Annotated in this window: 19 protein-coding genes and 8 tRNA genes; 18 read left to right on the top strand and 9 right to left on the bottom strand. The window is 44.1% G+C overall.

Going from position 1 to position 26,161, the window contains the following annotated elements:
• Window positions 1-68: 68 nt before the first annotated feature.
• Entirely contained in the window at window positions 69-1,472 is a 1,404-nt protein-coding gene (locus IHE35_RS10980; protein ID WP_242787439.1) for a hypothetical protein, read from the top strand.
• Between the two features lie 52 nt (window positions 1,473-1,524).
• Here IHE35_RS10980 and IHE35_RS10975 read toward each other — a convergent pair whose 3' ends face one another.
• The 4 genes from IHE35_RS10975 to IHE35_RS10960 all read right to left on the bottom strand — a co-directional run bounded on the left by IHE35_RS10975 (window position 1,525) and on the right by IHE35_RS10960 (window position 8,313).
• Entirely contained in the window at window positions 1,525-3,243 is a 1,719-nt protein-coding gene (locus IHE35_RS10975) for a proline--tRNA ligase (RefSeq protein WP_242787437.1), read from the bottom strand.
• A gap of 96 nt (window positions 3,244-3,339) precedes the next feature.
• A complete protein-coding gene (locus IHE35_RS10970; protein ID WP_242787435.1) occupies window positions 3,340-6,447 on the bottom strand; it encodes an efflux RND transporter permease subunit in 3,108 nt (1,035 codons plus the stop codon).
• A gap of 21 nt (window positions 6,448-6,468) precedes the next feature.
• The gene (locus IHE35_RS10965) at window positions 6,469-7,602 is read right to left on the bottom strand and encodes an efflux RND transporter periplasmic adaptor subunit (RefSeq protein ID WP_242787432.1); all 1,134 of its coding nucleotides are present in this window, start codon (window positions 7,600-7,602) and stop codon (window positions 6,469-6,471) included.
• A gap of 51 nt (window positions 7,603-7,653) precedes the next feature.
• Window positions 7,654-8,313 (bottom strand): hypothetical protein, encoded by a 660-nt coding sequence (locus tag IHE35_RS10960; RefSeq protein ID WP_242787430.1) that lies wholly within the window; start codon window positions 8,311-8,313, stop codon window positions 7,654-7,656.
• 308 nt (window positions 8,314-8,621) lie between these two features.
• On the opposite strand from IHE35_RS10960, the gene pilG reads away from it, so the two are divergent.
• From pilG to IHE35_RS10930, 6 genes are all read left to right on the top strand, one after another.
• Entirely contained in the window at window positions 8,622-9,005 is a 384-nt protein-coding gene (pilG, locus tag IHE35_RS10955) for a twitching motility response regulator PilG (protein WP_004814763.1), read from the top strand.
• 29 nt (window positions 9,006-9,034) lie between these two features.
• Window positions 9,035-9,403 carry a response regulator gene (locus tag IHE35_RS10950; RefSeq protein ID WP_242787427.1) on the top strand — a complete coding sequence of 123 codons (369 nt, stop codon included), beginning with the start codon at window positions 9,035-9,037 and terminating at the stop codon, window positions 9,401-9,403.
• A 5-nt stretch (window positions 9,404-9,408) separates the two neighbouring features.
• Entirely contained in the window at window positions 9,409-9,945 is a 537-nt protein-coding gene (locus tag IHE35_RS10945; RefSeq protein WP_242787425.1) for a chemotaxis protein CheW, read from the top strand.
• A gap of 45 nt (window positions 9,946-9,990) precedes the next feature.
• Window positions 9,991-12,063 carry a methyl-accepting chemotaxis protein gene (locus IHE35_RS10940; RefSeq protein ID WP_242787423.1) on the top strand — a complete coding sequence of 691 codons (2,073 nt, stop codon included), beginning with the start codon at window positions 9,991-9,993 and terminating at the stop codon, window positions 12,061-12,063.
• A 168-nt stretch (window positions 12,064-12,231) separates the two neighbouring features.
• Entirely contained in the window at window positions 12,232-16,722 is a 4,491-nt protein-coding gene (locus tag IHE35_RS10935; RefSeq protein WP_242787421.1) for an Hpt domain-containing protein, read from the top strand.
• Window positions 16,723-16,725: 3 nt separating this feature from the next.
• Window positions 16,726-17,187, top strand: coding sequence for a hypothetical protein (locus tag IHE35_RS10930; protein WP_242787419.1), 462 nt, complete (start codon window positions 16,726-16,728; stop codon window positions 17,185-17,187).
• Between the two features lie 62 nt (window positions 17,188-17,249).
• On the opposite strand, the gene dapE is transcribed toward IHE35_RS10930, so the two are convergent.
• The 3 genes from dapE to IHE35_RS10915 all read right to left on the bottom strand — a co-directional run bounded on the left by dapE (window position 17,250) and on the right by IHE35_RS10915 (window position 19,646).
• Window positions 17,250-18,386 (bottom strand): succinyl-diaminopimelate desuccinylase, encoded by a 1,137-nt coding sequence (gene dapE / locus IHE35_RS10925; protein ID WP_242787417.1) that lies wholly within the window; start codon window positions 18,384-18,386, stop codon window positions 17,250-17,252.
• A gap of 124 nt (window positions 18,387-18,510) precedes the next feature.
• A complete protein-coding gene (locus IHE35_RS10920) occupies window positions 18,511-18,660 on the bottom strand; it encodes an entericidin A/B family lipoprotein (RefSeq protein ID WP_004891790.1) in 150 nt (49 codons plus the stop codon).
• Between the two features lie 137 nt (window positions 18,661-18,797).
• The gene (locus tag IHE35_RS10915; protein WP_242787415.1) at window positions 18,798-19,646 is read right to left on the bottom strand and encodes a DUF1853 family protein; all 849 of its coding nucleotides are present in this window, start codon (window positions 19,644-19,646) and stop codon (window positions 18,798-18,800) included.
• A gap of 88 nt (window positions 19,647-19,734) precedes the next feature.
• On the opposite strand from IHE35_RS10915, the gene IHE35_RS10910 reads away from it, so the two are divergent.
• The 11 genes from IHE35_RS10910 (at window position 19,735) to IHE35_RS10860 (ending at window position 22,581) form a co-directional block, all read left to right on the top strand.
• Complete coding sequence (locus IHE35_RS10910) at window positions 19,735-20,130, top strand: YbaN family protein (RefSeq protein ID WP_242787413.1); 396 nt, start codon at window positions 19,735-19,737, stop codon at window positions 20,128-20,130.
• A 4-nt stretch (window positions 20,131-20,134) separates the two neighbouring features.
• On the top strand, window positions 20,135-20,641 hold the full coding sequence (gene elsL, locus IHE35_RS10905) for a cell wall-recycling L,D-carboxypeptidase ElsL (protein ID WP_242787410.1): 507 nt from the start codon (window positions 20,135-20,137) through the stop codon (window positions 20,639-20,641).
• A 544-nt stretch (window positions 20,642-21,185) separates the two neighbouring features.
• Window positions 21,186-21,261: transfer RNA gene (locus IHE35_RS10900), tRNA-Val, on the top strand.
• A gap of 29 nt (window positions 21,262-21,290) precedes the next feature.
• Window positions 21,291-21,367: transfer RNA gene (locus tag IHE35_RS10895), tRNA-Asp, on the top strand.
• A 49-nt stretch (window positions 21,368-21,416) separates the two neighbouring features.
• Window positions 21,417-21,493: transfer RNA gene (locus IHE35_RS10890), tRNA-Asp, on the top strand.
• A 21-nt stretch (window positions 21,494-21,514) separates the two neighbouring features.
• Window positions 21,515-21,590, top strand: a tRNA-Val gene (locus tag IHE35_RS10885).
• 13 nt (window positions 21,591-21,603) lie between these two features.
• Window positions 21,604-21,680 (top strand) — tRNA-Asp (locus IHE35_RS10880).
• A 31-nt stretch (window positions 21,681-21,711) separates the two neighbouring features.
• Window positions 21,712-21,787 (top strand) — tRNA-Val (locus IHE35_RS10875).
• 23 nt (window positions 21,788-21,810) lie between these two features.
• Window positions 21,811-21,887: transfer RNA gene (locus IHE35_RS10870), tRNA-Asp, on the top strand.
• 83 nt (window positions 21,888-21,970) lie between these two features.
• Window positions 21,971-22,046: transfer RNA gene (locus tag IHE35_RS10865), tRNA-Val, on the top strand.
• 73 nt (window positions 22,047-22,119) lie between these two features.
• Window positions 22,120-22,581, top strand: a complete 462-nt coding sequence (locus IHE35_RS10860) for a DUF2750 domain-containing protein (RefSeq protein ID WP_242787408.1) — start codon at window positions 22,120-22,122, stop codon at window positions 22,579-22,581.
• A gap of 26 nt (window positions 22,582-22,607) precedes the next feature.
• Here the strand turns inward: IHE35_RS10860 and IHE35_RS10855 are convergent, their stop codons facing one another.
• Window positions 22,608-23,390 (bottom strand): YdcF family protein, encoded by a 783-nt coding sequence (locus IHE35_RS10855; RefSeq protein WP_242787406.1) that lies wholly within the window; start codon window positions 23,388-23,390, stop codon window positions 22,608-22,610.
• A 99-nt stretch (window positions 23,391-23,489) separates the two neighbouring features.
• Complete coding sequence (locus IHE35_RS10850) at window positions 23,490-26,072, bottom strand: sulfite reductase flavoprotein subunit alpha (RefSeq protein WP_242787404.1); 2,583 nt, start codon at window positions 26,070-26,072, stop codon at window positions 23,490-23,492.
• Between the last annotated feature and the right edge of the window lie 89 nt (window positions 26,073-26,161).

The raw sequence follows: 26,161 nt of genomic DNA, 5'->3' as shown, positions 1-26,161 counted from the left end.
AATAGATAATAAAACTTTACTGAATTATTGTTCTAAATTAAGTAATACATATTTCATGGGATTATAAGATGAAAAAAATAATAATGAGTAGTCTTGCATTTGCAATGCTAGCAACATCACAGCAAGGGATTGCTCTAACTGCTTTGGCGGATCAGGAACTGGCAGCAGTAGAGGGCCAGGCTCTTTTAAATATGCAAACAAATTATGATTCAGGACAAGGCATTAGATTCCATAAATTAGGCCTAGAAGCATTAATGGAACTGAATGTGAATATTAAGAGTTTACAACTGGGCTGTGGTGGCAGTAATGGTACAGGTGCCTGCGATATCGATATTTCCAATATATCATTAAGTGGACCTGCAACAGGGGAAAATACCAATGGCTCTCCAAGTTTTACCGGTGAGCGTGCTGCAACCAGTGCTAAAATCACCAATCCATTTATTGAGTTTGCAATTAGTGGTAATCAGTCAGCTACGCGTGAAGTAGTCGGTTTTCGTTTAGGTGCGGAAGAAATTTTGGGTTTACTCACCTTAGGTACGGACAATATTCCAGATCCGCAAGACGGAATTAAAAGCTTTAGCGGTTATATGAAAATGGCTCAAACTGAAGGTCACTCATACACTAAGGCCGCAACTTTTGGTAATGCATCAGATCAGAAAATTAGTGGTACATTAACTGCCTTAGGACAAAACCGTACTTATACCAGTAAACCTGGTGCTGAAGGTCATACTGGCATTACGGTACCTTCGATGCGTGCAGAATTTGTAATGCCAGAAACAGTCGTTACAGGGAAACGCCTTGAATCCGCAGTCGTTTCTGGAATTCGTTCTACTTTAGATTCTATTCCACTTGCTACATCAGAAAGTGGTTCTTATGGGGCTGACGTAAATGGTACACCGGACTTTTCTAATGATCAGTTATATGTCACGTTCCCTGCTTTAATTTCATTAGGCAGTATTGAGGTCGGAGATCACTCATTCTTCAAAATGGCAAAAGGATCAACCTTAGAAAACTTGAATATGGATATTACCTTCGTTCAAGCGTTAAATATGATTCATAACATTCCATTATCCGGTACAGGTGGATATCTGTCTTTACAAAGCCGAGATGTGCACTGGTTGGGTGCTGACGATAAAGATATAGCAAAAGCAGGGTGGTGGATGTCGTTTAAAGATCCAATTGACTTAGGATATTTAGCAACAGAAGATCTGGTAGATGTGTCTGCTGTATTGCCACAGGTTGCTAAAGCACTGACTACTGAGCTGATGGCAAGTTATCATAATGTAGATGTATCTGTTGGTGAAGCTCTGGGTTCTTTAGCCGGTACCCCAATTGAACGAAAAATGAACATCAATGTTGGTGACTACACAGGATATTATACCGGACAGCCTGCGCGATTAACTCTGCAAAATCAAGTGTTGCAGAACCAGTCAGTTACACCTAACTGTTTTGGTGGGCACAAATTCTGTTAATTTGAGATATAAAAAATCCCGCATCAAGCGGGATTTTTTTATTTAAAAGAGATTATTTAGTAATTTTAGCCAATAATTCTTCTTTAGAAAGATTAACTGATTCTGCATCACGGCGACCTTTGTATTCAAAAGTGCCTGCATCCAGACCTTTTTCACCAATCACAATACGGTGCGGAATACCAGTAAGTTCAAGATCAGAGAATTTTACACCTGGACGTTCGTTACGGTCATCAAGTAAAACATCATAACCAGCGGCTTGTAATTCTGCATATAACGCTTCAGCAGCTTCTAGAGTACGTGGTGATTTATGTGCATTCATTGGCACAATTGCCACTTCAAAAGGTGCAATCGCAGATGGCCAGATGATACCTTTTTCATCATAGTTCTGCTCAATTGCAGAAGCAACCACACGTGTTACACCGATACCGTAACAACCCATGGTTACAGTGAATGGCTTACCATCTTCACCAAGAACTTTACAGCCGAGCGCTTCTGAGTATTTTTTGCCTAACTGGAAAATATGACCCACTTCAATACCGCGTTTGATTTGAAGTGTACCTTTACCATCTGGAGAAGGGTCACCTTCAACCACGTTACGTAGGTCATAAACTTCAGTAAACTTCGCATCACGGTCCCAGTTTACGCCAGTCGCATGCTTGTCAGCTTCATTTGCGCCTGCAACGAAGTCAGAAAGTACAGAAGCAGCACGGTCAACAATGACCGTAATCCCTTTTTCTACCAGACCTTGTGGACCTACAAAACCAGCAGTTAAACCAAGTTCAGCAAGTTGAGCTTCAGTCGCAAATGCTAAAGGAGCAGCAATTTGTGGATGCTTTTCAGCTTTAATTTCATTCAGTTCATGGTCACCGCGAAGGAACAAAGCAACGACTGGAGCAGGTTGACCAGCTTCTTTTGCGACGCCTTGAACAAGGAGAGCTTTCACTGAATGTGCAGGGTCAGTACCTAGGAAGTGAGATACATCAGCAATCGTTTTTTGATTTGGGGTATCAACAACTTTTAATTCTTGAGCAGGTGCAGTGCGTTCGCCAACCAGAACTGCTTCAGCCATTTCGATGTTGGCTGCGTAATCTGATTCAGTCGAGAATGCGATATCGTCTTCACCGCTTGAAGCCAAAACGTGGAATTCGTGAGAACCTGAACCACCGATTGAACCGGTATCAGCCTGTACTGGACGGAAATTTAAACCTAAACGGGTAAAGATTTTGCAGTACGCGTCATACATCTTGTCGTAGGTTTCTTGCAGTGATTCTTGATCCGCATGGAAAGAATATGCATCTTTCATGATGAATTCACGTGAACGCATTACGCCAAAACGTGGGCGAATTTCGTCACGGAATTTAGTCTGTACTTGATAGAAATTTGCAGGCAATTGCTTGTAGCTTTTTAATTCATTACGCGCAAGATCAGTAATAACTTCTTCGTGTGTAGGACCAAGCACGAAATCATTCGTATGACGGTCTTTGAAACGAAGCAGTTCAGGACCATATTGAACATAACGGCCAGATTCTTCCCAGAGTGAAGCAGGCTGAGTTACAGGCATTAACACCTGCAATGAACCAGCACGATCCATTTCTTCGCGAACGATCGCTTCAACTTTATTTAATACGCGCACGCCCATCGGCAGCCAGGTGTATAAACCTGAAGCCAACTTACGAATCATACCGGCACGAAGCATGAGCTGATGTGAGATAACTTCAGCATCGTTCGGGGTTTCTCTCAACGTTGCAAATAAAAAGCGACTCGCGCGCATGGAAACTGTCCTAAAAAATTAAGCGTTAAAGCAGAGATTATACAATAAAAAATGAGGTGAACATTTCAGAATGTCACCTCATTGTCATGCAATAAATTATGACATGATTTTACGCGCGTGGCGCAGCATAAAATTCTTAAAGTCATCCAGATAAGTAAAGATGACCGGAACAACGACTAAGGTGAGCAGGGTAGAGGTGATCACCCCACCAATCACGGCATGTGCCATGGGTGCACTTTGTTCACCGCCTTCACCGAGTCCAAGCGCCAGCGGAACCATACCCATCACCATGGCACTCGTCGTCATCAGGATTGGACGTAAACGGGTTTTCCCGGAAGCAATAATGGCTTCGTAACGATCTTCGCCACGGTCCATGGCTTTCTTGATGAAGTCAATCAGCAGAATTGCATTTTTGGTTACTAGACCCATCAACATGATGATCCCGATGATCGAGAACAGGTTCATGGTCGAATTAAACAAGAATAATGCTAAGAACACCCCAATGAGCGATAAGGGTAATGAAGCCATAATCGCCGCAGGGTGAATAAAACTGTTGAACTGCGAACCTAGTACGATATAAATAAATACAATCGACAAGGTAATCGCAGTCAGGGCATAACCTGCAGATTCGGCCATATCCGCATTTGCACCTTGGGTATCAAAGCTATAGCCCGGTGGCAGGTCAAAATCAGCTTGTACTTTGCTAATGTCTGTACCGATATCACCCGCAGGACGGCCCGCTGTATTGGCTTCTACTAGTACTTCACGTGCCAGATCACGACGGTTAATCTGGGATGCTCCAAGTTTTTCCTCAAATTTCGCCACACTTGAGAGAGGAATCATGATGGGTTGCCCATTGGCATCGGTCTTGTTTGAAGTCAGATACATATTCTGTAAGTCACTTGGTAGCGTGCGTTTATCTTCAGTCAGACGCAGATTAACGTCATAGCTTTCACCTTTTTCATCTTGCCAGGATGTGACATTATCGCCAGCAATCAGTGGACGGATGACATTGGCAATCTGATTGACTGAAAGACCAAGATCACTTGCCAGTACTCGATTGACCTGCACGGCCAGGGTAGGCTTCGGTTCTTTTAATGAACTCTCCAGATCGACCACGCCCTCTACTTTGCCAATCTCTGCCATAAAGCGGTCAGAAATCTTTTGTAATTCATCCAGATCTGGTCCCTTAATAGAGATCATGATTGGCTTTTGCCCACCAGAAACAGTTTCATCTGCAGAGGCAACTGAAGTAATGGTAATCCCACCTACAGACTGCAAGCGCTCACGGAATTCATTGTTAAGATCGTTCAGGGTTTTTTCACGTTCAGTCCGTGGTGTCACGGTGACGCGCAGACTGACATGGTTTTTACCCCGATCAGTAACACCATTGATGACGCCATAAGTCGCACGTACATCCGGATGTTTACGGATGATCTGATCAACCTGCTGCAGTTTGGCCTGAGAATACTCTAGGGATGAATCAACAGGAGTTTCAAATTTAATCCGGATCTCACCTTTGTCTGGCACGGGTACAAACTCGGTGCCAATCAATTTGGAAAGTCCAAGAGCGCCAAATAGAGAGGCAACCGCAATCAGAATCGTGATCAATCGAAAACGCAGTGCCAGTTTGAGTAATTTCTCGTAGACATCGCTTAAGCCATCGAGCTTATTGGAAATCCAGGTAAAAAAGCGTTTTACTGCATTGGGTTTTTTATTTGGGTCCTTTTTACGCTCTGCCCAATGCGCAGACAGCATTGGATCTAAGGTAAAGCTGACAAACATGGAAATCAGCACAGCGGTACTCACTGCAACGCCAAATTGGAAGAAGAAACGGCCAATAATACCGCCCATAAAAGCAACGGGTAAGAATACCGCGACAATGGTCAGTGTAGTGGCGAGAACAGCCAGACCAATTTCTTTGGTGCCATCCAGAGCTGCAGTGACATGGTCTTTGCCCATCGCACTATGCCGCACAATATTTTCCCGAACCACGATGGCATCATCAATCAACAGACCAATACTGAGCGAAAGTGCCAGCAGCGTCATCATGTTGATGGTGAAACCAAATGCCCAGATAAAGGTTAAGGTACCAAGCAGAGCAATCGGTAAGGTGAGGCCAGTAATGACGGTAGAACGGAAAGAACCTAAAAATAACAATACGATCAGTACTGCAAGCACAGCACCTTCAATGATGGTCCGTGCCACATCGCCAATAGTCCCACGAATGCTCTTGGAAGAATCAACCACGACTTGCAAGGTCGTACCTTGCGGGAGTTGGACTTTAATGCTTTCTAAAGTTTTATACGTTTCATCGACAACTTCAATGACATTAGAGTCAGAACTACGCAGAATGTCGACAGCCACTGCTGCCTTGCCATCCAGGAAAGCCCCTGTTTCCAGTTCGGCCTGACTGTCCTCAATTGTAGCAACCTGTTTCAGAAAAATAGGTGCGCCATTTTTATTGGCAATGACCAGATCCCCAAAGGCTTGTGGATGCAGCACTTTGGAATTGATTTCAATCACCAGCTCGGAGTTGCCAGATTTCAGTGTGCCGCCTGGAACTTCGACATTTTCAGATTTCAGTGTATTGATGACACTGTCTACCCCAATGCCAAAGGCTTGTAATTTTTGTGGTTCAATCTGAATACGGATCTGACGCTGGGCATCACCGAGAAGATTGACGGTACCCACACCAGCAACAGTCCGTAGCTGCGGTACAATGCGTTGATCCAGATAAGAGCTTAATGATTTGAGATCCATCTTGTCAGATTCAAATACGATCGACATGATGGCATTGGCAGACGGGTCATAACGCTCAACCACGGGTTCCTGAATTTCATCACGAAAATTAGCAGTAACAGACGCAATTTTATCTCGTACATCCTGTGCAGCAGTGGTTGACGGAATATCCAGATTAAATTCTGCAGTAATCATTGACAGGCCTTCACTGGATTGTGAAATCACCTGTTTAAGGCCAGAAATGGTATTGATCTGATCTTCCAGCTTTTTGGTGATCTCGGATTCAACCGTTTCAGGAGAAGCACCCGGATAGTTGGTGTAGATCACGACAAAGGGAAAATCGACATCAGGAAACTCTTCCACACCCATACGTTGCCAGGAAGCAAGACCTAGTACCATCAGGCAGAACATCATCATGATGGTAAATACAGGAAACTTCACACTAATACGCGTCAACCACATCTTGATAATCCTTTTATGATTTTAGTTTTGGCTAAGGGTGACGGTTTTATTTATATCGGTATCCGTAAAGTTGATCCGGCTGATCCGATCGCTACTTTCAAGTCCGCGAACGACGGCAAGATTATCGTTATAACGTTGTTCCAGTACTTCGATATTTACTTTGATAATTTTATTCTGGCGAACAACCCAAACATAAGGCTTGTTCTGTATATCCTGGATCGTATCCAAAGGAATCAGCTGTCCAGAAATCTGGCGCGCACTGAGAATTTCGCCATCCACAAAGGAACCAATACTTGAAGAGGTAATGGTTTCATTTGGACGAGCAAAGAATTCAATCTGACGACTGGCTTGATCTGCAATAGGCGAGATCCGGCTGATATTGGCAGTCAGCAGGTTTGGATTGCCCTGAATACGGTATTCAATTTTACTGCCAGTTTTCAGGTCAGTCTGCATATCGCTCGGTACTTTAGCCTGAATCTCCAGTTGATCTGGATCGACAATTTCAAAAATGGTTTGGCCTGGAGCGACAGTCTGACCCGGCTCAACCTGACGTTGGGTAATTACCCCACTAATCGGGCTAGTAATGATGCCATCGCGATCTGCCTTTTGTGCGATATCGACATTGGCCTGTTGTGCGCGAACATTTTCTAGTTGTGTTTGATAGTCGACACGGCTTTGTTCATATTCGGCTTTAGAAATAAAACCCTGATTGAGTAGACGCTGCTTACGTTCCATCATTAGGCGTGCCTGATTCGCCTGTGCTTGAGCGGAAGCACGATTGGCCTGAGCCTGTGCAAGACGTGCCGCATTGTCCTGATTATTCAGGCGAACCAGAACCTGACCTTTCTGAACTCGTTGCCCGACTTGGGCATTGACACTGGTCGCTGTAGCGGTCACCTGGGCTTGAATGCTGCTTTGATTTACCGCACGGATGGTGCCGGTAAATGCAGTTTTCTGTACAGCAGTGCCTGTCTTCACTGCAATCAGGTCTTGAGCAATCAGTTCTACAGTGTTTTGATTTTGTGGTGGCGCTGGATCAGCAGTTTCCTGTTTATTGCATGCGCTTAAGAGCAGGCTTATACAGAGCAGGCTCATGGCAAAAGTAGAACGATGGGTATTATTTTTCAAAAAATAAGTATGCTGTGCAGGGTGCATAGGAGTCCTTTTTGTAGCGCTGACCACAGAAGCAGCATCAGTAATACAAGATTATTCAAGCGCTTTTAAACGCTGGATAATTCTGTCGTATTCTGCTTCCTTATTTCGATAGCGACTTTGTAAAGATTGAATATTTTCTTTTTGTGCAGTCAGGTTTTTTTCATTGGTAAGTAAGGTGTTTTTGAGGTGCTCAGGTACATTTTTACCCTTACGCAGGAATTCACGCTCCTGACGCACGAACATAATCCGATCCTTTTGTAACTGCTTCAGTTGCTCTTGTTGAAAAGCCATTTGCTTTTTTAACTGAGAGAGTACTTCATTCTTTTTTTGTAATGCGACCTGGCTATTATTATAGGCGCGTTTTAACTTCTGGTCTTCTGCCTGCTGTCTGGCATGTGCTGCGCGTTGAGGTGCCTGACGAATATCAGTTTCAACATTATAAGGCTTGGCGCGCTGAATCACCTGCATATTCTGATCAAGAGCTTCATAGCCATAACGAATATGGTTAGGGGTCACGTTGCTGCTAATATTGGCTACACCTTTATGATCATAATAACGATACCATTTTGCCTTTTGGATCGCTGCATTTGTTACGGACGCATTGCTAATAGTCAACAGGGTTTGCAGCACGAGTGCCACTAAAACTGCAGTCTTCCCGATTATGGATTTTTTCTGACCCATATAATCAGGTTTTTCCCCAAGCTGACGCATGATCGGCTCCGCAAATAAAAGTTTACTAATAAAGTTATTTTAAAGTTGACTAAATTACTTATTTAAAAGTAATTATATTGCTATATTATTCCTAATTCTGACAATAAAAAACTATTACCACTCAAAAAAAAATCATTGAAACAGGGAAAGTGTGAAGTCGTTATTGAAATTATAGTTTTTTGACTACTTGTTTAGAAAATGCTCGTTGATAATCTCTGGACAGGTATGTTAAAAATAATCGGCACTTATATAATATTCCACTATAAGCCTGTGGTCGCTTATGGTTTTTAAATGGGAAGGGTTAAGAAATGGACGATAAATTCCAAAATCTAAAAGTGATGGTCATTGATGATTCAAAAACCATTCGTCGTACAGCGGAAACTCTTCTTCAGCGTGAAGGTTGTGAAGTCATTACTGCGGTAGACGGTTTTGAAGCATTATCAAAAATTGCAGAAGCGAATCCCGACATCGTTTTTGTGGACATCATGATGCCTCGTCTCGATGGTTATCAGACTTGTGCCTTAATTAAAAACTCGCAAAGTTATCAGAACATTCCTGTTATTATGCTATCGAGTAAAGATGGTTTGTTCGACCAGGCCAAAGGCCGTGTGGTAGGTTCAGATGAATATCTCACCAAGCCATTTAGCAAAGATGAGTTGCTTACCGCAATCCGCAACCATATCAGTGCTTAATTTATTTGATTTTTCTTGGGGAAATAGGCATGCCACGTATTCTAATCGTAGATGATTCACCGACAGAAACTTTTCGTTTCCGCGAAATTCTATCCAAGCATGGCTTTGAGGTAATTGAAGCAGCAAATGGGGCGGATGGAGTGACCATGGCGCAGGCAGAATTGCCTGATCTGGTGTTAATGGATGTCGTGATGCCAGGGGTAAACGGTTTTCAGGCGACACGTCAGATCGCTCGTGGGGCTACAACAAAACATATTCCAATTGTCATTGTAAGTACCAAGGATCAGGCAACTGACCGTGTATGGGGTAAGCGTCAGGGTGCAGTAGATTATCTGACCAAGCCTGTAGATGAAAATCAGTTAATTGATGTGATTAAGCAACACCTCAATGCAGGATAAGCGCTATGGCAGCGAATGGATTTATCGAACTGCTTCGGATTGCGAAACGAGGTAATAAAAACTACGTTTCCAGTGAGAAAGAAGTCAACCGATGGTCAGGCATTGCTTTTGAAATGATGGGGCAATATTTTGTTGCACCGCTTGGGGAAGTATCGGAAGTTATTTATCCGCCAAAATATACACCTGTCCCGAACACTCAGCCGTGGGTGGTGGGACTGGCCAATATTCGGGGCAGGCTGCTTTCAGTCTCAGATCTGGCTCAATACATGTCCGGACACAGAAGCCAGTATTCACCTACTCAAAAAGTATTATGCATTAACCATAATGATCAGTATGTCGGCCTGGTTGTAGATCAGGTTTTGGGGATTCAACACTTTAACAAGAAAAGTTTCTTTTCTAAAACAACTGAATTAGACAAAGATTTACAGGAATATTGTCAGGGGTATTTCCACCAGCATAATCAGCAGTGGCATGTCTTCTTATTCAGTCGTTTGTTGCAAAATCCAAAATACATGAATGCATCTATAAAATTTATAAATTAATTGTCGCACGAAAGTAAAAAGGGCGTAAATTCGGGGAGAAGCTTTATGGGCTTTAAGCTTAAGAAGAAAAAAACAGGCGAAAGTAGCAGCCGCACCGGTGGTAATGCTTTTTTTGCCAAGATTCAATCACAAGCAGATCAGTTATCACGTGTATTTGGTGATAGTGAAAAGTCTAAGCCACTCATTTACGGAGCAGTTGGCTGTCTCTTTGCTGCCACTATCACGTTGTTATACCTTTTCTATAGCGTTCCTCGTGCCAACGAACTTACACAAAGTTTGGGTGAATTACGTCTACTTTCGCAAACTATTTCACGTCAAGCGACCGAAGCGACAGCATCAGGCACACCTGAAGCGATGAAAAGCTTGACCGAATCACAGAAGTCATTTGCTGAAAACCTAGAAACAGTAAAAAGCATCCATTCGAATAATGAAGCCTTGCAAGCTGTAGACAAGCAATGGACAGAAGTATCTTCAAGTATTGACTTGATTTCTTCACAACAAAAAATCATTAACCAGCTTTACGATACTAACATTGCGATTGGTGAAGCGATTCCAGGCATTCAGGCAGAATATAACCTCATGGTTGACCAGATGGCACGTCAAGATATGCCATCTAACCAGGTGGTGATTGCGAAAAACCAGGTGTTCATTGCGGAACGTATCTTACGTTCGATCAGCTTGGTATTGACCGGTACAGATGGTTCTCGTGAATCAGCGGATGACTTTAGTGCCGATACTGAAACTTTCGGTTCTTATCTGAATGCCCAGCTCAACGGTTCAGCACAACTGGGTGTACAACGTATTGACGCACCAGATTTACGCGAATCTTTAGAAGGCATTAAAGCCGAGTATGAAGAGGTACTACTCGCTGCATCAGCAACAATCTTGCAAAACTCAGCACAAATTGTAAAAGTACGTCAAGCATCTGCTTCAATTTTCTCTCAATCTGACCAACTACTTGAAAACTTGAACAAGCTTTCAGGGAATACAGGGATTAAAACTGCAATTCCTGCGATCCTTTTACTTCTCTTGCTAACAGGTTTCTTGTTCTGTGTATTTAAATTGCTTGGCTTGCGTGGTGTTGCAGATAAACAGCGTGTATCTCGCTTGCAAGAAGAATATGACCGTAACCAGAATGCGATTCTTCGTTTACTTGACGAAATTGCCGACCTTGCAGATGGTGACTTACGTTCATATGCAACGGTATCTGAAGACTTTACAGGTGCGATTGCTGACTCGATTAACTTCGCGATCGATCAATTACGTGACCTGGTATCGCGTATTACAGAAACTTCTCAGGAAGTTGCACAATATACTGCAACAACTCAGAGCATTACCAACCAGTTAGCAGAAGCATCTGAACATCAGGCACAAGAGATTGCCGGGGCATCTGCAGCAATTAACGAAATGGCCCTGTCTATTGACCAGGTATCTGCCAACGCTGAAGAATCTGCTGTCGTTGCGGAACGTTCAGTACAGATCGCCGCAAATGGTGCAGACGTTGTACACCGTTCTATTGAGGGTATGGATACGATTCGTGAACAGATCCAGGAAACATCTAAACGTATTAAACGTCTGGGTGAGTCTTCACAAGAGATTGGTAACATTGTCGCACTGATTAACGATATTGCCGACCAAACGAACATCCTGGCATTAAACGCTGCAATTCAGGCGTCGATGGCAGGTGAAGCAGGTCGTGGTTTTGCCGTGGTTGCCGATGAAGTACAGCGTCTGGCAGAACGTTCTGCATCTGCGACCAAGCAGATTGAAGGCTTGGTAAAAACCATTCAAACGGATACCAACGAAGCTGTAATTTCGATGGAACAAACGACTGCCGAGGTTGTACGTGGTGCGAACCTGTCTAAAGATGCCGGTGTGGCACTAGATGAGATTCAAACAGTATCAAATAATCTTGCAAAACTGATTGCGAACATTTCCGATGCAGCAAAACTTCAGGCTGCATCTGCTGGTCATATTGCAACGACGATGAATGTTGTACAGGAAATTACTTCACAAACAACGACTGCAACCTTCGATACGGCACGTTCGGTATCTGAACTTGCCAACATGGCCGATGCATTACGTGAATCTGTATCTGACTTTAAACTTCCAGAATAAGTCAGACAAATTTGAGGGAAGGAGTGTGTCTTAATCCCGGTTAAGACACCTCCACATACAGATAAAGCCTCGACAAGATGTACTTAACTTCAAACGTTAGGTCTCGCGCGACGGTCACAATTAAGTTTGAGCGCCCTTCTTGGCGGCAGAACGTAAGAAGCCTTAGCTATGAAAGAAATATTAAAAGATCTAGTTGAAACGACAGCGCTTCCTGAAGATAGTTATCTTGATCAAGATGCTGAAATTTTAGAGATATTTGTCGAAGAGATTGAAGAAATCTTTGTCGAGTTGAATGCTTTATTGCCACAGTGGTTTGTCACACCGGATCATCAAGAAACATTAACTACTATTCGCCGTCATTTTCATACCCTGAAAGGTTCGGGGCGTATGGTCGGTGCGAAGCAGGCTGGTGAAATCGCCTGGGCGGTTGAGGATACTTTAAACCGTGTACTTTCCGGTTCAATCAAATTAACGCCAGTCATTCAGAAGTTCGCGCAGGCAACTCTAAATATTTATCAATATGTATTGTATCCATGCTTTAAGCAGGTACAGCCATTGACCGTTGATTTACGTCCTGTGGTACTTTTAGGACAACAATTACAACAGCAATTGAGTCCAGAACCAGCACTTGAAGAATTATTGCAACTTGCAGACAATCTGACTGCTGAAGATCAGCTAACAGGTCTAGAATTTGCTGATATTGCAGCAGAAGACTCATCAATTGCAGAAACTGCTACCACAGAACAAGTCAATGTAGTTGAAGAACGTACCGATCTTGAAGAAACAGTGGCAATCTTTGTTGAAGAAGCCGAAGAACATCTTGCGACGATCTATAATTTCCTGAAACACGAAAATAGTGCCAAGCAAGACTATAATGGCCTGATTCGTGCGCTGCATACTTTACGTGGCAGCTCATCTATGGCTCAGATTGATGATATTTGTGATGCCAGTGTCAAAGTAGAGAATTTATTTAAAACTCTGGTTCAGGATGAAATTGCTTCAACTTCAAGAGAAACAGCACTTTTACAGCAATATTCAGAATTTATCGGTGATTATTTACATCTATTGAAACAAGGTAAGGCTGAAAAGCTGGTAGGGATTACTACCACTTTTAAAGATGCCTGGGATGCCTATGGTTTTACTGCGACTGAGGAGCAGGATGCTGATCAATCTCAAGGTATGGTTACACGTCTGGTTGAACTGAATATTGATCAGTTACTGGATGCCGAATTTGAGTTTGATAAGCGGGTACTTGAAGAATATCCAGACTATATTGAAGCTTTAAGCCAGCAGGCCGCAGAGCTGATGGCACATACTGATAATCGTGCATCGATCGGTATTCATGAATTCGCATCCCAGTTAAAAGCAGCTTATGATGCTTTGCTGGCGAGACCAGTATTGCTTGAAAGCGATTATGCCTTTGAACTGTTTGCACAGGCACATCAGGAATTCATTCACCTGTTCGATACACTCGCTGCAGGACAGCGCGTGATTTTGAATGCCGAAGTTGAAAAACTCCTCGAAGATCTGTCTGCCTTTATACAGCAAGACATCGAAGTATTCGCTACAGACAAAGTCGCTGAAACTGCGGTATCTGCGCTAGTGGATTCACATGTATCTATAGCAGTTGATTTTACTGGACTCAGCCAGCGTATTGCAGCTGATCGTCAGCAGCAGGACGCTGATGATGCCAATCGTGATTTCGATGAAGACTTGCTGGATATCTTCCTGGAAGAAGCAGATGAGTTGCTGGTAGGTATTGATGATGACCTGAATACCTGGTCCAAAGAACCTGAAAATACCAATTCATTGAACAATCTGATGCGTTATCTGCATACCCTGAAGGGTGGTGCAAACATGATTGCTGCCACTCATATTGGTTCGATTGCGCATGAGTTGGAAAGTATTTATGAACGCGTGATCCGTCAGCAGATTAGCGTAACCCCAGCATTGATCCAGATTATCCGGTTGGTACAGGATAACGTATCAGACCGTATCCAAAGCATTCGTGATGACAAGATTGACTATCCGGCACCTGAAGCCATTCATATTCTGCAAAATATCCAGGCACTTATTGCTGGCACAGCTACTGCAACTCCGGTGGTTGCTGTTGAAACGGTAGCAGAAGCAGCGGCTTCTGTAGAACAAGACGTTGTTGAAGATGCCATAGAATCTGCTGAGATCGTTGCGGAATCGCAAGAGCTTGAGCTGGTAGACAGCTTTGAAACCGAATCTGTTCCTGCATCAGATGAGCAAAATCAAGAAGATCAAGCGGATGAAACACCTGCTGAGTCAGCAAAATCTGCGCTTTCTGAAGAAGATGATCTGCAATCGATTGTTGAAGAAACCTTCCTGGAAGAATCGCAAGAGATTCTGGAAAATGCAGAAAAATTACTGAACCAATGGTTTGACCAGCGTAGTGACCGTAGCTTATTGCTCCAACTTCAGCGTGCTGCCCACAGTATCAAGGGTGGTGCCCGCATGATCAGCAATGAAAGCATCGGAAGCATTGCATATGGTCTGGAAAGCGCATTTGAACAGTTTGCAGTTCATCACTTTAACTCCAATGCCTATGACAGCCTGTTGCAAAAGACACTGAAATGGCTGGCACAAGCCATATTTGATCGTGACTACAGCGGCTTTGAGCAAATCAAAGTAGCCCTAGATGCGATTGAATTTGTGGATGTCACGGCTCAGCTACCTGAACGTCTGACCAAAACTGAAAGTCTGGAAGTTAGCACTGGCTTCGAGTTTGTACAGGGTGATGGTACTGAACCACCGAATATGCTGGGTGAGTGGGCTGAGAACAGTTCAAGCGATAGCAGTAACGAGATGATCCGTATCTCAGCCGAACTGGTTGAGAAAATGATTGACCTGTCAGGCGAAAATGCGATTAACCGTTCACGTATCGAGATGGATCTGGGTCAGCTCGGCAATACCCTGAACGAGATGGAACTGGCAATCAAACGTCTAGCTGATCAGTTGCGCCGTATGGAAGGCGAGTTGGAATCCCAGATTATTGCCAAACATGGCTCTGAAAACTCACGTTATGCTGACTTTGATCCCTTGGAGATGGATCAATATTCATCTTTAAACCAGTTGTCTAAATCTCTTGCCGAATCCGCATCGGACTTGGTTGACTTTAAGACGACACTGGCGGAAAAAATCCGTGATACCGAAGGTTTGTTATTGCAACAGTCTCGTATTCAGGCAGAAATTCAGGAAAGCCTGATGCGTACCCGTCTGGTACCGTTTGACCGTATGTTGCCACGTTTACAACGTATTGTGCGTCAGACTTCGACTACGCTAAACCGTCCGGCAGAGCTGATTGTTCAGAATACCGAAGGTGAACTCGACCGTACCATTCTGGAACGCTTGGTCAATCCATTTGAGCATATGCTGCGTAACGCGATTGACCATGGTCTGGAAGATACTGCAGAACGACTTGCGTTAAATAAGCCAGAAGTAGGTTCGATTGTCCTCAATATTAGCCGTCAGGGTACTGATGTCATTATCTCCTTCAGTGATGACGGTAAAGGGATTGATGCGGAGAATATTCGTGCTAAGGCTATCAGTCTGGACCTGATCAAAGCGGAACAGCAGATGGATCAGGAGGAACTGCTTCAATTTATCTTCCATCCAGGTTTTAGTACGGCTAAAGCAGTCACCCAGATTTCTGGTCGTGGTGTCGGTCTGGATGTGGTACAAAGTGAAATCAAAACGCTGGGCGGTCACGTTTCGGTAAGTTCTGAACTTGGCAAAGGCACGACCTTTACTATTCGTGTGCCGACCACTGTGGCAGTCAGTGATGCCTTGATGGTGAAAGCGGGTGACCAGCAATTTGCGGTTTCCTTGGCGCAGATTGACCGTATTGTACGTATTGCACCAGCAACACTGGAAACTTACTTCAACAGTAAAGATGACTATTTCAAGATTGATGGTGTGAACTACAAGTTGCGTTATCTGTCTGAGTTCGTTTCGAATCAGCCAATTCCACGTTTGAACAACGTCGCGCATTCATTGCCAGTACTCCTCATCAAGGGAAATGGTGGCCAAAGTATTGCATTGCTGGTGGATCAATTAGTCGGTTCGCGTGCACAAATCGTAGTAAAACCAATTGGACAGCAGTTTGCCAATGTCGGTGTGATTGCAGGTGCAACCATCCTTGGTGATGGTCAGGTCTGTCTGATTCTGGACGGTCAGAATATTGCCCGTCAGGTTCAGGCGACTCAGCGTATCAAACAGTTATCGGATCAGCAGGATCTGTCGCGTCGTGGTAATGCACGTCGTCTGGTGATGATTGTGGATGACTCGGTAACTGTACGTAAGGTGACATCGCGTCTGTTAGAGCGTCAGGGCTATGATATTGTCACTGCCAAAGATGGTGTCGATGCGATTGAACAGCTGGAAAATGTCCGTCCAGACCTGATGTTGCTGGATATCGAAATGCCACGCATGGATGGTTTCGAAGTGACTAACCTGGTTCGTCACCATGATATCCACCGCAACTTGCCGATCATCATGATCACATCACGTACCGGTGAGAAGCATCGTGAACGTGCCTTCAGTCTTGGCGTAACGCACTATATGGGTAAACCGTTCCAGGAAGCGGAGCTGCTTGCTAATGTTCAAGAATTAATTGCTGCTCAACAGGGGTAATGAATGAATAGTCAGACTAATGTGAACGCAGTGTCGGCTGACAAGATCAGCCAGCAGGAGCTACAGCATCTCATTACCGTGTCTACGGGATTTATTGATGCGTATATCATCGACTGTTACGGCAAGGATCCGATGTTGCTGCCGCAGAACATCGTTCTGTCAGCACTGGATAGTGCTACACAGGTAAAAACCGTAGAGTGGCATGATGCACAGCTCCCGGTGTATGCAGTGAATGATCCAGATCGTAAGAATGGGGTGGCATTAGTCATTGAAGGGGATGAGGCGAATCAGCGTTTTGCCCTGATGTGCAACGAAATGCCAAAGACCATCCGTTTACGCATTTCGGAAATTGTCGATGATGAACGCGAAGTGAAAGATCCGACAATTTTCCAGTATGTGCGTATGGGCGAGGCGATGTACCATATTCCGCAGATGGCATATATTCAGTCCTTGGTCGGCCATTAAACTATATAAATAAAAAGGAACTCTACGGAGTTCCTTTTTATTTTGGGTCTTTTTAGTTTGGTTTAGTTTGCTAACAGATTGATCAGGATTTTTTCGTAAATTTCAGCCAGTGGTTCCAGATCTGCAATATCAACATGCTCATTGATCTGGTGGATCGTCGCATTCAATACGCCTAATTCAAGGACTTGAGCACCTGTAGGGGCAATGAAACGGCCATCTGAAGTACCACCAGAAGTTGAAAGTTCGGTTTCAGTACCCGTGACATCACGAATCGCATCTTTAGCTGCATTCACCAGTTCACCGACTGGTGTCAGGAATGGCAGCCCAGATAAAGTCCATTGAATGTCATATTCCACACCATGACGATCTAGGATTTCTAAGGTACGTGCTTTTAATTCCTCAGCAGTCACTTCAGTTGAATAACGCCAGTTGCACAGCAAATTCATTGTGCCTGGAACAACGTTGGTTGCACCTGTACCTGCATTGATATTCGAAATCTGGAAAGAAGTTGCCGGGAAGTATTCATTGCCATTATCCCAAACGGTTTCACAGAGTTCAGCGATGGCTTTAGATGCGGTATGAATCGGATTCACTGCAAGATGCGGATAGGCCACATGCCCTTGTTTACCTTTGACCGTCAGATTGGCATTTAGTGAGCCACGACGGCCATTTTTAACAATATCACCAAGTTTGCTGGTACTAGAGGGTTCACCTACCAGACACCAGGTAATTTTCTCATTACGCGCTTCAAGAGCCTCAATAACTTTTACCGTACCATTGATTGATGGACCTTCTTCATCAGAGGTGATCAGGTAAGCAATTGAACCTTTATGATCTGGATATTTTTCTACAAAGCGCTCAGTAGCAACGACCATGGCTGCCAAGGCAGTTTTCATGTCCGCACTACCACGACCATAAAGCTTGCCATCACGAATTTCTGGCAGGAATGGATCGGAATTCCAGGCATCCAGGTTGCCGGTTGGTACTACGTCAGTATGACCTGCGAAGCAGAATACCGGGCCTTCAGTACCTTTACGTGCCCAGATATTGTCGACATCTTCAAAACGCATGTTTTCGATGTTGAAGCCTACCTTTTTCAGGCGTTCTGCCATGATGTTCTGGCAATCATGATCGACTGGAGTAACGGAGGGCTGACGTAACAGTTGCAGGCTTAAATCGAGAGTTGCGGAAGATGTCATATGAGATTCATTCATAAAGCAAGAATATTGTGTGCATTATGATAGGCGAAGAAATAGTAATTTGGGAATCTCAGGCATAAAAAAACCCTGACAATGACAGGGTTTTCTTACTGAAGCAGTCGAATTAATTGCGACGGATTTCTTCAGAAGTTTTTTCTGCTGTACCTGTTACTGCATCACCAGCTTTAGATACATCTTTACCGAAACCTTTAAAGGTGTTACAGCCTGTTAATACAAATGCCATCACTAAAGTCGTAGCTAAAATTTTTTTCATCATCATCTCCGTATTATCAATAATAAAATTATTATGATGTGGAACTTAGATTAGAAAATATACGAAAGAAAAAATATGTGGTTTTCATAGTGCTTGAGTAAATTAATGTAATATTTATCAAATTTTCCAGTAATCAGTTAGAGCAAGGTAGGGATCCGAAACATATAAAATTCTTCGCTCAGTGCCGATTTATATAAACCATTGGTCCACCACTGTGGATAGTCACTACTCATATGCAGGTTCGGATAGATCCATTCATGTCGTTGCAGGCGATAAAAGTATTTTTCCTGGTCTGGAATCTGATAACCCCAGCAACCCAAACGCCGTCCGGTATTTACCCAATTGGGAATAGGAGCGCTATGGTGAATCGGTAAATACAGTTGACCTTTCAATACACAGAAGCGCTGATCAATCGGGTAATCCAGCGCATCCTGAAACTGGAACTGCTTTTGGGTGAAATGCTTCAGCTTACGATTCAAGGTATCGCTTCGGTTTAATCCATACCAATGCGGCAAACTAAAATCTGCTTCAGCCAGATAGTATTTTAAAGCAATTTCCCAGTGTTCGATTTTTCCGGTGATTTTATTGAGCAACAGAAAATCGAGTTCACCCAAGGTTCTGGGTCCATCAATCTTTTGAATACTATGTCCAAGCAAGGTGTAAGGATGATAGTCATCATCCAGCAGCCAGAACCAGATCAGCATTTCAAAACGCAGCCCAAGACGGGTGCTTTTCAGTTGTGCAATAAAGTCCTGCAAAGCCTGTGGATTTTGATCCAGTTCTAAAAGTCGTGGATGATAATTTTCCAGATGCTGCTGCCACATCTGATCTGGATGCAAGTCAAAGGCGTGCTCCAATTTAAGCTCTGCAGGAACTTGAGACAGGATATTCGGACTGCCAATAGCGAATGCCAGCTGACGTACCAGTGGATGCTGATACTGTTGCCAAGGTTCAATAAAATCCTGAGTCAGGCAGGGTACAAGCATGAAGAGTCCTAGCTAAATATGCAGAAATACAACGGATAACCATCAAAAACACCTTATACTACCCCAATTCCGTGGTTAGGGTTGCTGTATGAAAGTGTTGTTTTGGCGAAGTCTGGTGGTCATTTTTGTGACATTGGGCTTTATAGGTGCAGTTTTGCCTGGCATGCCAACAACGGTTTTCTTGATTCTGGCTGCATGGGCTGCCTCTAAAGGCTGGCCGCAGATGGATGAATGGCTACTGAATCACCCTAAATACGGATCAACTTTACGCGACTGGCGTGCGAATCGGACTGTACCACGTAAAGCGAAATGGTTTGCCACTATCATGATGCTGGTGAGCGGGATTATCATGTTATTTACCAATGCACCGCTGGCTGTCAAAATCTTTACTGATCTGACCATGCTGATTGTGGCAATCTGGTTATGGTGCCGCCCGGAACCCAAGCCAATATCTGGAAAGCATATACCGTCTGAAAGGGAATAAATGTATGCAGCAATGGAATATAGAACAAGCCGATATTCAGATAGATCTGGCTGCACAAAAACTTTATTTACCTCGCTTTGCCAAGAGTTATTCAATTTCAACCGGTAAAAATGGCATCGGGGAAATGGAGAATAGTGGCAAAACTCCCCGAGGCTGGCACAAAGTTGCAGAAAAAATCGGTGCTGATGCGCCACTGAATAGCGTATTCATTGCCCGTCAGGCAACAGGAGAGGTTTATTCTGAAGCGCTGGCAGCAGAATTTCCCAATCGGGACTGGATTCTGACCCGGATTTTATGGCTGAGTGGATTGGAAGAAGGCTTTAACTGTGGTGAAGGTTGTGATACTTACCGCCGTTATATCTATATTCATGGCACGCCGGATACTGAACCGATGGGAATGCCGATGTCACATGGCTGTATCCGTATGCGCAATAGCGACCTGATCGAGCTGTTTAATCTGGTGGATGAACAGGCTTTGGTTTATATCTCAGAACAGCCTTTAGAAAAATAGCCTCTCTGACGTTCTTATGGCTCCGCTATCTTTAATCTCTAAAAGAGAGTGAGAGAGGATAGGGGAGGTAAAGGAATTTTATCTCACTATTCACATTTAAATTATCAGTGACTAGGCAGCTCTAGACTATTATGAAAAATATCATTTGTCTCTGAGATCAGCTGAATTTCCTCCTGAATCGAAAAATATTGCATAAATCCCCCTTATTCTTGATGAAAAATAATTTGAAAATACATTTTTACATGATCACAACGTGTCCTTAGATAAAGCTTTGTATACTATTTCGGCGAAATAGCCGCTTTTGGACCGTAGGGTGTATAAAAGGAACGATCCAGCAAGCAATGAATACCGCTACATCTGAGTTCGAGATTCAATAAATTTCGGTATGGACTTAAAAAATAAACAAAAAGTGTTGTTTTTTTTGGCGATCAACCTATTTTTTAATCACTCGAACCTAAAAAGTGGAAAACATTCGGAAAAGCGTTTGACACGCTGTGAAGATTCTCTATAATGCACCTCATCAAGCGATGAAGTCGATTTGAAAGGGCGCTTAGCTCAGTTGGTAGAGCGTCTGCCTTACAAGCAGAATGTCGGCGGTTCGATCCCGTCAGCGCCCACCAAGCTTCTTTCTAAGTTGAGATCTTTTAGTGCAGCGGTAGTTCAGTTGGTTAGAATACCGGCCTGTCACGCCGGGGGTCGCGGGTTCGAGTCCCGTCCGCTGCGCCACTTTAAGTTCTTGATGAATCGTTTGCCACAATAGCGACATTGTGTAAGTGCAGCGGTAGTTCAGTTGGTTAGAATACCGGCCTGTCACGCCGGGGGTCGCGGGTTCGAGTCCCGTCCGCTGCGCCATTTACATGATAGACCTTTTGAGGGCGCTTAGCTCAGTTGGTAGAGCGTCTGCCTTACAAGCAGAATGTCGGCGGTTCGATCCCGTCAGCGCCCACCAGATTTTTTGTGATGCAGCGGTAGTTCAGTTGGTTAGAATATCGGCCTGTCACGCCGAGGGTCGCGGGTTCGAGTCCCGTCCGCTGCGCCATCCTTAGAATCGAAACAGTTTGACCCTTTAAGGGCGCTTAGCTCAGTTGGTAGAGCGTCTGCCTTACAAGCAGAATGTCGGCGGTTCGATCCCGTCAGCGCCCACCATATCTTTTATAGATATACGACACGCAGCGGTAGTTCAGTTGGTTAGAATACCGGCCTGTCACGCCGGGGGTCGCGGGTTCGAGTCCCGTCCGCTGCGCCATTTTTCATTTCCTGATGTGAAAAATGTCATCAAGCAAGATTTTTTTCTTGCATCATAAAATAGCAATTCTATTTTATTCTTCAGGGCGCTTAGCTCAGTTGGTAGAGCGTCTGCCTTACAAGCAGAATGTCGGCGGTTCGATCCCGTCAGCGCCCACCATATTCTCTCTTGCTTAAAATCTCAATTTTCCATAGAATCCTAAGTCTATAATAATTTATAAGATTTCATGGCTATGAGAAATCCATATCAGCGCAAGGCCGCGGCTAAAACTCAAAATACTTCTTACGATCCTTTACAAGTTTATAAACAGTTCATCGAAACCATTGTGGCACAAGGCTGCATTTTTGCATTGTACCAAGATGGCTGGGCACTCTGTGCAACGCCAACAGGGCAAAAGGCTTTTGCAACCTGGCAAAGTAAAGGCTTGGCAAAACTGCTGATCAAAGATAACTGGGAAAAATACGAGATTCAGGAAATCAGCTTTAAAGACTTCATTGAAAAAGTGATTCCTTTCCTGCGTGAAGAACATACCGCTTTATCTCTAAATCTGACACCTGAAGGGCAAAATATCCTGGTTGCACCAGAAAAAATGCTGCTGGATATCAAGAATTATCTGTATCAGATTTATGTGCAGAAGCCGGAGATCTTTAAAAGCGGCAATATTCCATTGCCACGTCAAATCCGATTGCATTAATTTGCATCTTTAAACTAACTCTGTTTTTAATATTCATTCAGCAACCAGCCGCTAAGAAAAGCAAAATACTCGCGTAGCCACGAGTTATAGCGGATATATAGCGGCGTTTCTGCACTAATACTGATGACCTGTGTATAGCCCTGATGCCTGGCTATAGCGCGAGCACGAATGCTATGGAAGTCACTGGTTACAATAGTGATCGGATCATTCAGCGTAATCTGATGGCGGTTTAAAATCTTTTTAGAGTTGATCAGATTGAGTTCGGTGCTGGTACTTTGATCTTCCATTGCAATTGGATTACCAACAGCAGGATATGACTGTTTAAGGTAAGCCTGCATCACTTCAGCTTCAGTATATTTCTCCTGAAAACTCAAGCCACCCGTCATAATGATCAAGGCATCTGGATGGAATTGTGCATATTCAGCTGCAGTGTCCAGACGCTTTTGCAAGGTCGGTGAGGGTTTGTTCTTTTCTATGCCACTACCTAAAACCAGGATTGCTTTGGTTGGCTGTTGGGTATTATCACTATTGATATTGCTTTGAATATAGCCAAAGAAGATCAGGACACTGGCGACCCAAGTAAAAAATCCGATCCATAGCGATTTCCATATACTGGAGTGAAATCTGGAGTGCTGCTGCCATTGCTGGAAATAGGAAAAGAACAGGGCGTAAATAATCAGTAAAACGCCAATCACCAGGGGCAGCAAGATTCCGAGATGAATCTTGTCTTGTGAGAGTAGCCAGAGACTGTCTGCGCTCAGTAAAAGCCCTGCAATACTACTGATCACGCGTTTATAAACATCTGACATGAATGATCCTGTAATTTTTATATTTTATTTTAGGTATTTCAGTCAAATAGACAAGAAAAAACCGGGCAACGCGGCCCGGTTTTTTAGTCTCTCAACTGATTAATATACATCACGGCGGTAACGACCTTCCTGACGTAACTGATCAACAGTTGATTCACCTAGAATATCAATCAGTGCCTGATCGACATCACTGGCCATGCCATCAATGCTACCGCAAACATAAATCACAGCGCCATTGTTCACCCAGGCTTTCAGTTCGTCCGCCTGTTCACGTAGCTTGTGATGTACATAAACTTTTTCAGCCTGATCACGTGAGAAAGCCAGATCCAGACGTTTTAGTGTGCCTACAGTCAGCCAGGCTTCCAGGGTTTCCTGATAGAAGAAATCATGCTCACGCTGACGTTCACCGAAGATCAACCAGTTTTCAGTATAGTCCTGACGGTTACGGGTATGCAGTAAACTCATCAGACCAGCGATCCCGGTACCATTACCAATACAGATGATTGGACGGTTGTCATCCACCAGATGGAAGGAATCATTGCTGCGAATACGCAATGCAATTGGTGCATTAAGTGCAGCATGTTGTGTTAACCAGCCTGAACCTAGACCAAGTTCACCGGAGGCATCCTGTTGCTGACGAACCACCAGACGTAAAATCTGCTGGCTTGGAATACTGGCAATAGAATATTCGCGTGTAGGTAACACGGGTAATTGATTCAGTAATTCTTCTGAAGAAATAAATGGGAAAATTGGCTGGGTCAGATCACGATTCCAAAGGATGTCTTCTATACGTTGCTGCATGGAGGCAACCACAGTACCTGTAGGAATTTGGTGGGCTGCCAGGAATTGCGCAATACGTTCAACACTGTTCCCTGGTTGAATTTCTGCGATATCACCCGCTTGCCATTGGGCTTCATGCTCTGGTTTAAATTCCAGGTTAAAGGCTGGAGCTCCCAGACTGCCTGGATTTAACACCTCACGTTTCACAAGGGTCCAGTGGTCAAAGGTTTTATCAATATCCATGGCCTGAAGTTCTAACTGAGTTGCCTGTGCGAGTGCGGCATTCCATTGCTGGATATGTTCGTTACTGGCATTGTCGACTTCAATGGTGGCAAATAATTGTTGAGCACCATTATTTTTCAACCATTGATCAATGCGGTGACCAAAACTACAGAAGGTATCCGGATATTCTTTAGAACCCAGTGCCAGTACAGCATAGTGAAGATGACTCAGGTCAACCTGACTGGACAGAGTTTTCTTCTCAAATGACGAAGCCAGGTCGGGTGCTTCACCGGTACCATAGGTACTGGCAATAAAGAGCACCTGTTGAGCCTGTTGCAGATCTGCCAGTGTCAGCTGTTGTACGGCTTTTACTGTTGCTGGTTGATGTGCCTGTTGCAAGGCAGTTGCGGTACGCCATGCCAGCTGTTCAGAAACACCGGTTTGTGTGGCATATGCAATCAGCCAAGACTTGGCATTTGGATCAATATCGACGGCTGCAGCGCCTTGACGTGCGGCAAGGGTTAATTTCTTCTGTTTACGACGTTTCAGGTACAGCATCCAGCCGGTCACAAAGAAAAGTGGCATCAGCAGGGAAGCGATCATGGCCAGGAACTGGTAAATCGGACCGAAGAAGCTGCCCCGGTGAACCGGGAGCATACTGCTCATGATCTTTTCATTTAGCTTCTTGTCTTCATACATTTCTACCGATGTAAATGCTGCATCTTGATAGTTATAAGTCGCATTGTTACGCGCACGCTCATGCTGAACTTCAACATCGGTAAAGCTGAGTTTCAGCTCACCATCAGCTTTTTTAGGGATATTAAAAGTAACTGCTGAATATTTGTCATTGAATTCGTTCTGGAAACCTGTCCAGCTCTTGTTCAATGCGGTGAGTAGAAGGGTATCATCAACACCTTTCTCACCGCCTTCACCACGTGCTTCGCTAGCACCACGACCTTGTCCTCCACCACTACGGCTGCCTTGACCTTGCTGCATTTCAGGTTGTGGACGCTCTACACCCAGCACCTTGAACATACCGTTGCGCCACCAGTCATAAGACCAGTACAGCCCGGTACATGCCAGGATCAGATAAAAAATCACCACCCAGGTGCCAACAACTGCGTGCAGATCCCAAATAAAGTTACGACCTTTCAGTTGTGGCTTCACAGCTAACCACTGCTTTACCGAATGGCGTTTTGGCCAGCGTAGGTAAAGCCCCGACAGAACAAAGAAAATCAGCATCAGGGCACAGGCACCTGTGATCTGCTTGCCAACAGGACCCATGGTTAGATAACGGTGTAGCTGCTGTACGAACTGGAAGAACTCACGGCCTTTGATTTCAGGCAGTACTTCAGCCGTATATGGGTTGACCATCATGTTATAGCCGCGACGAGCACCTTCTTTGGCAATATTAACCGTACTGGAGCCTGTGGGACTGGCATCCAGGCTCACACTGTTGATCTGCATTTCAGGATTTTGCTGCTTAAAATGCTGATACAGTTCAGCCGGGCTGAGCTTAGGCCCGGATTGTGCCTGTACGGTATAACTGTCCGTATTGATCCATTTCAGAATCTGCTGTTCATAGGAATAAATTGCACCGGTAACGCCCATAATAGACAAAACCAGACCGGCAGTAATTCCAAGAAACCAGTGGATCTGGAAGAAGGTTTTTTTAAACATGGTTGTTGGATGAAAATAGCAATATTAGAAAATGATCTGATTATAAAGGAATATCACAATAGAGTGATGGATTTTGCGGATAATATTTA

The organism is Acinetobacter sp. ASP199 (assembly GCF_022700675.1).
Lineage (GTDB): Bacteria > Pseudomonadota > Gammaproteobacteria > Pseudomonadales > Moraxellaceae > Acinetobacter.
This window is presented reverse-complemented; position numbering and strand designations above follow the sequence as displayed.

What these genes read in the sequence shown, in the direction of transcription:
- IHE35_RS10980 (WP_242787439.1), top strand. Translation starts at nt 69, where the DNA reads ATGAAAAAAATAATAATGAGTAGTCTTGCATTTGCAATGCTAGCAACA.
- IHE35_RS10975 (WP_242787437.1), bottom strand. Translation starts at nt 3,243, where the DNA reads ATGCGCGCGAGTCGCTTTTTATTTGCAACGTTGAGAGAAACCCCGAAC.
- IHE35_RS10970 (WP_242787435.1), bottom strand. Translation starts at nt 6,447, where the DNA reads ATGTGGTTGACGCGTATTAGTGTGAAGTTTCCTGTATTTACCATCATG.
- IHE35_RS10965 (WP_242787432.1), bottom strand. Translation starts at nt 7,602, where the DNA reads ATGCACCCTGCACAGCATACTTATTTTTTGAAAAATAATACCCATCGT.
- IHE35_RS10960 (WP_242787430.1), bottom strand. Translation starts at nt 8,313, where the DNA reads ATGCGTCAGCTTGGGGAAAAACCTGATTATATGGGTCAGAAAAAATCC.
- pilG (WP_004814763.1), top strand. Translation starts at nt 8,622, where the DNA reads ATGGACGATAAATTCCAAAATCTAAAAGTGATGGTCATTGATGATTCA.
- IHE35_RS10950 (WP_242787427.1), top strand. Translation starts at nt 9,035, where the DNA reads ATGCCACGTATTCTAATCGTAGATGATTCACCGACAGAAACTTTTCGT.
- IHE35_RS10945 (WP_242787425.1), top strand. Translation starts at nt 9,409, where the DNA reads ATGGCAGCGAATGGATTTATCGAACTGCTTCGGATTGCGAAACGAGGT.
- IHE35_RS10940 (WP_242787423.1), top strand. Translation starts at nt 9,991, where the DNA reads ATGGGCTTTAAGCTTAAGAAGAAAAAAACAGGCGAAAGTAGCAGCCGC.
- IHE35_RS10935 (WP_242787421.1), top strand. Translation starts at nt 12,232, where the DNA reads ATGAAAGAAATATTAAAAGATCTAGTTGAAACGACAGCGCTTCCTGAA.
- IHE35_RS10930 (WP_242787419.1), top strand. Translation starts at nt 16,726, where the DNA reads ATGAATAGTCAGACTAATGTGAACGCAGTGTCGGCTGACAAGATCAGC.
- dapE (WP_242787417.1), bottom strand. Translation starts at nt 18,386, where the DNA reads ATGACATCTTCCGCAACTCTCGATTTAAGCCTGCAACTGTTACGTCAG.
- IHE35_RS10920 (WP_004891790.1), bottom strand. Translation starts at nt 18,660, where the DNA reads ATGAAAAAAATTTTAGCTACGACTTTAGTGATGGCATTTGTATTAACA.
- IHE35_RS10915 (WP_242787415.1), bottom strand. Translation starts at nt 19,646, where the DNA reads ATGCTTGTACCCTGCCTGACTCAGGATTTTATTGAACCTTGGCAACAG.
- IHE35_RS10910 (WP_242787413.1), top strand. Translation starts at nt 19,735, where the DNA reads ATGAAAGTGTTGTTTTGGCGAAGTCTGGTGGTCATTTTTGTGACATTG.
- elsL (WP_242787410.1), top strand. Translation starts at nt 20,135, where the DNA reads ATGCAGCAATGGAATATAGAACAAGCCGATATTCAGATAGATCTGGCT.
- IHE35_RS10860 (WP_242787408.1), top strand. Translation starts at nt 22,120, where the DNA reads ATGAGAAATCCATATCAGCGCAAGGCCGCGGCTAAAACTCAAAATACT.
- IHE35_RS10855 (WP_242787406.1), bottom strand. Translation starts at nt 23,390, where the DNA reads ATGTCAGATGTTTATAAACGCGTGATCAGTAGTATTGCAGGGCTTTTA.
- IHE35_RS10850 (WP_242787404.1), bottom strand. Translation starts at nt 26,072, where the DNA reads ATGTTTAAAAAAACCTTCTTCCAGATCCACTGGTTTCTTGGAATTACT.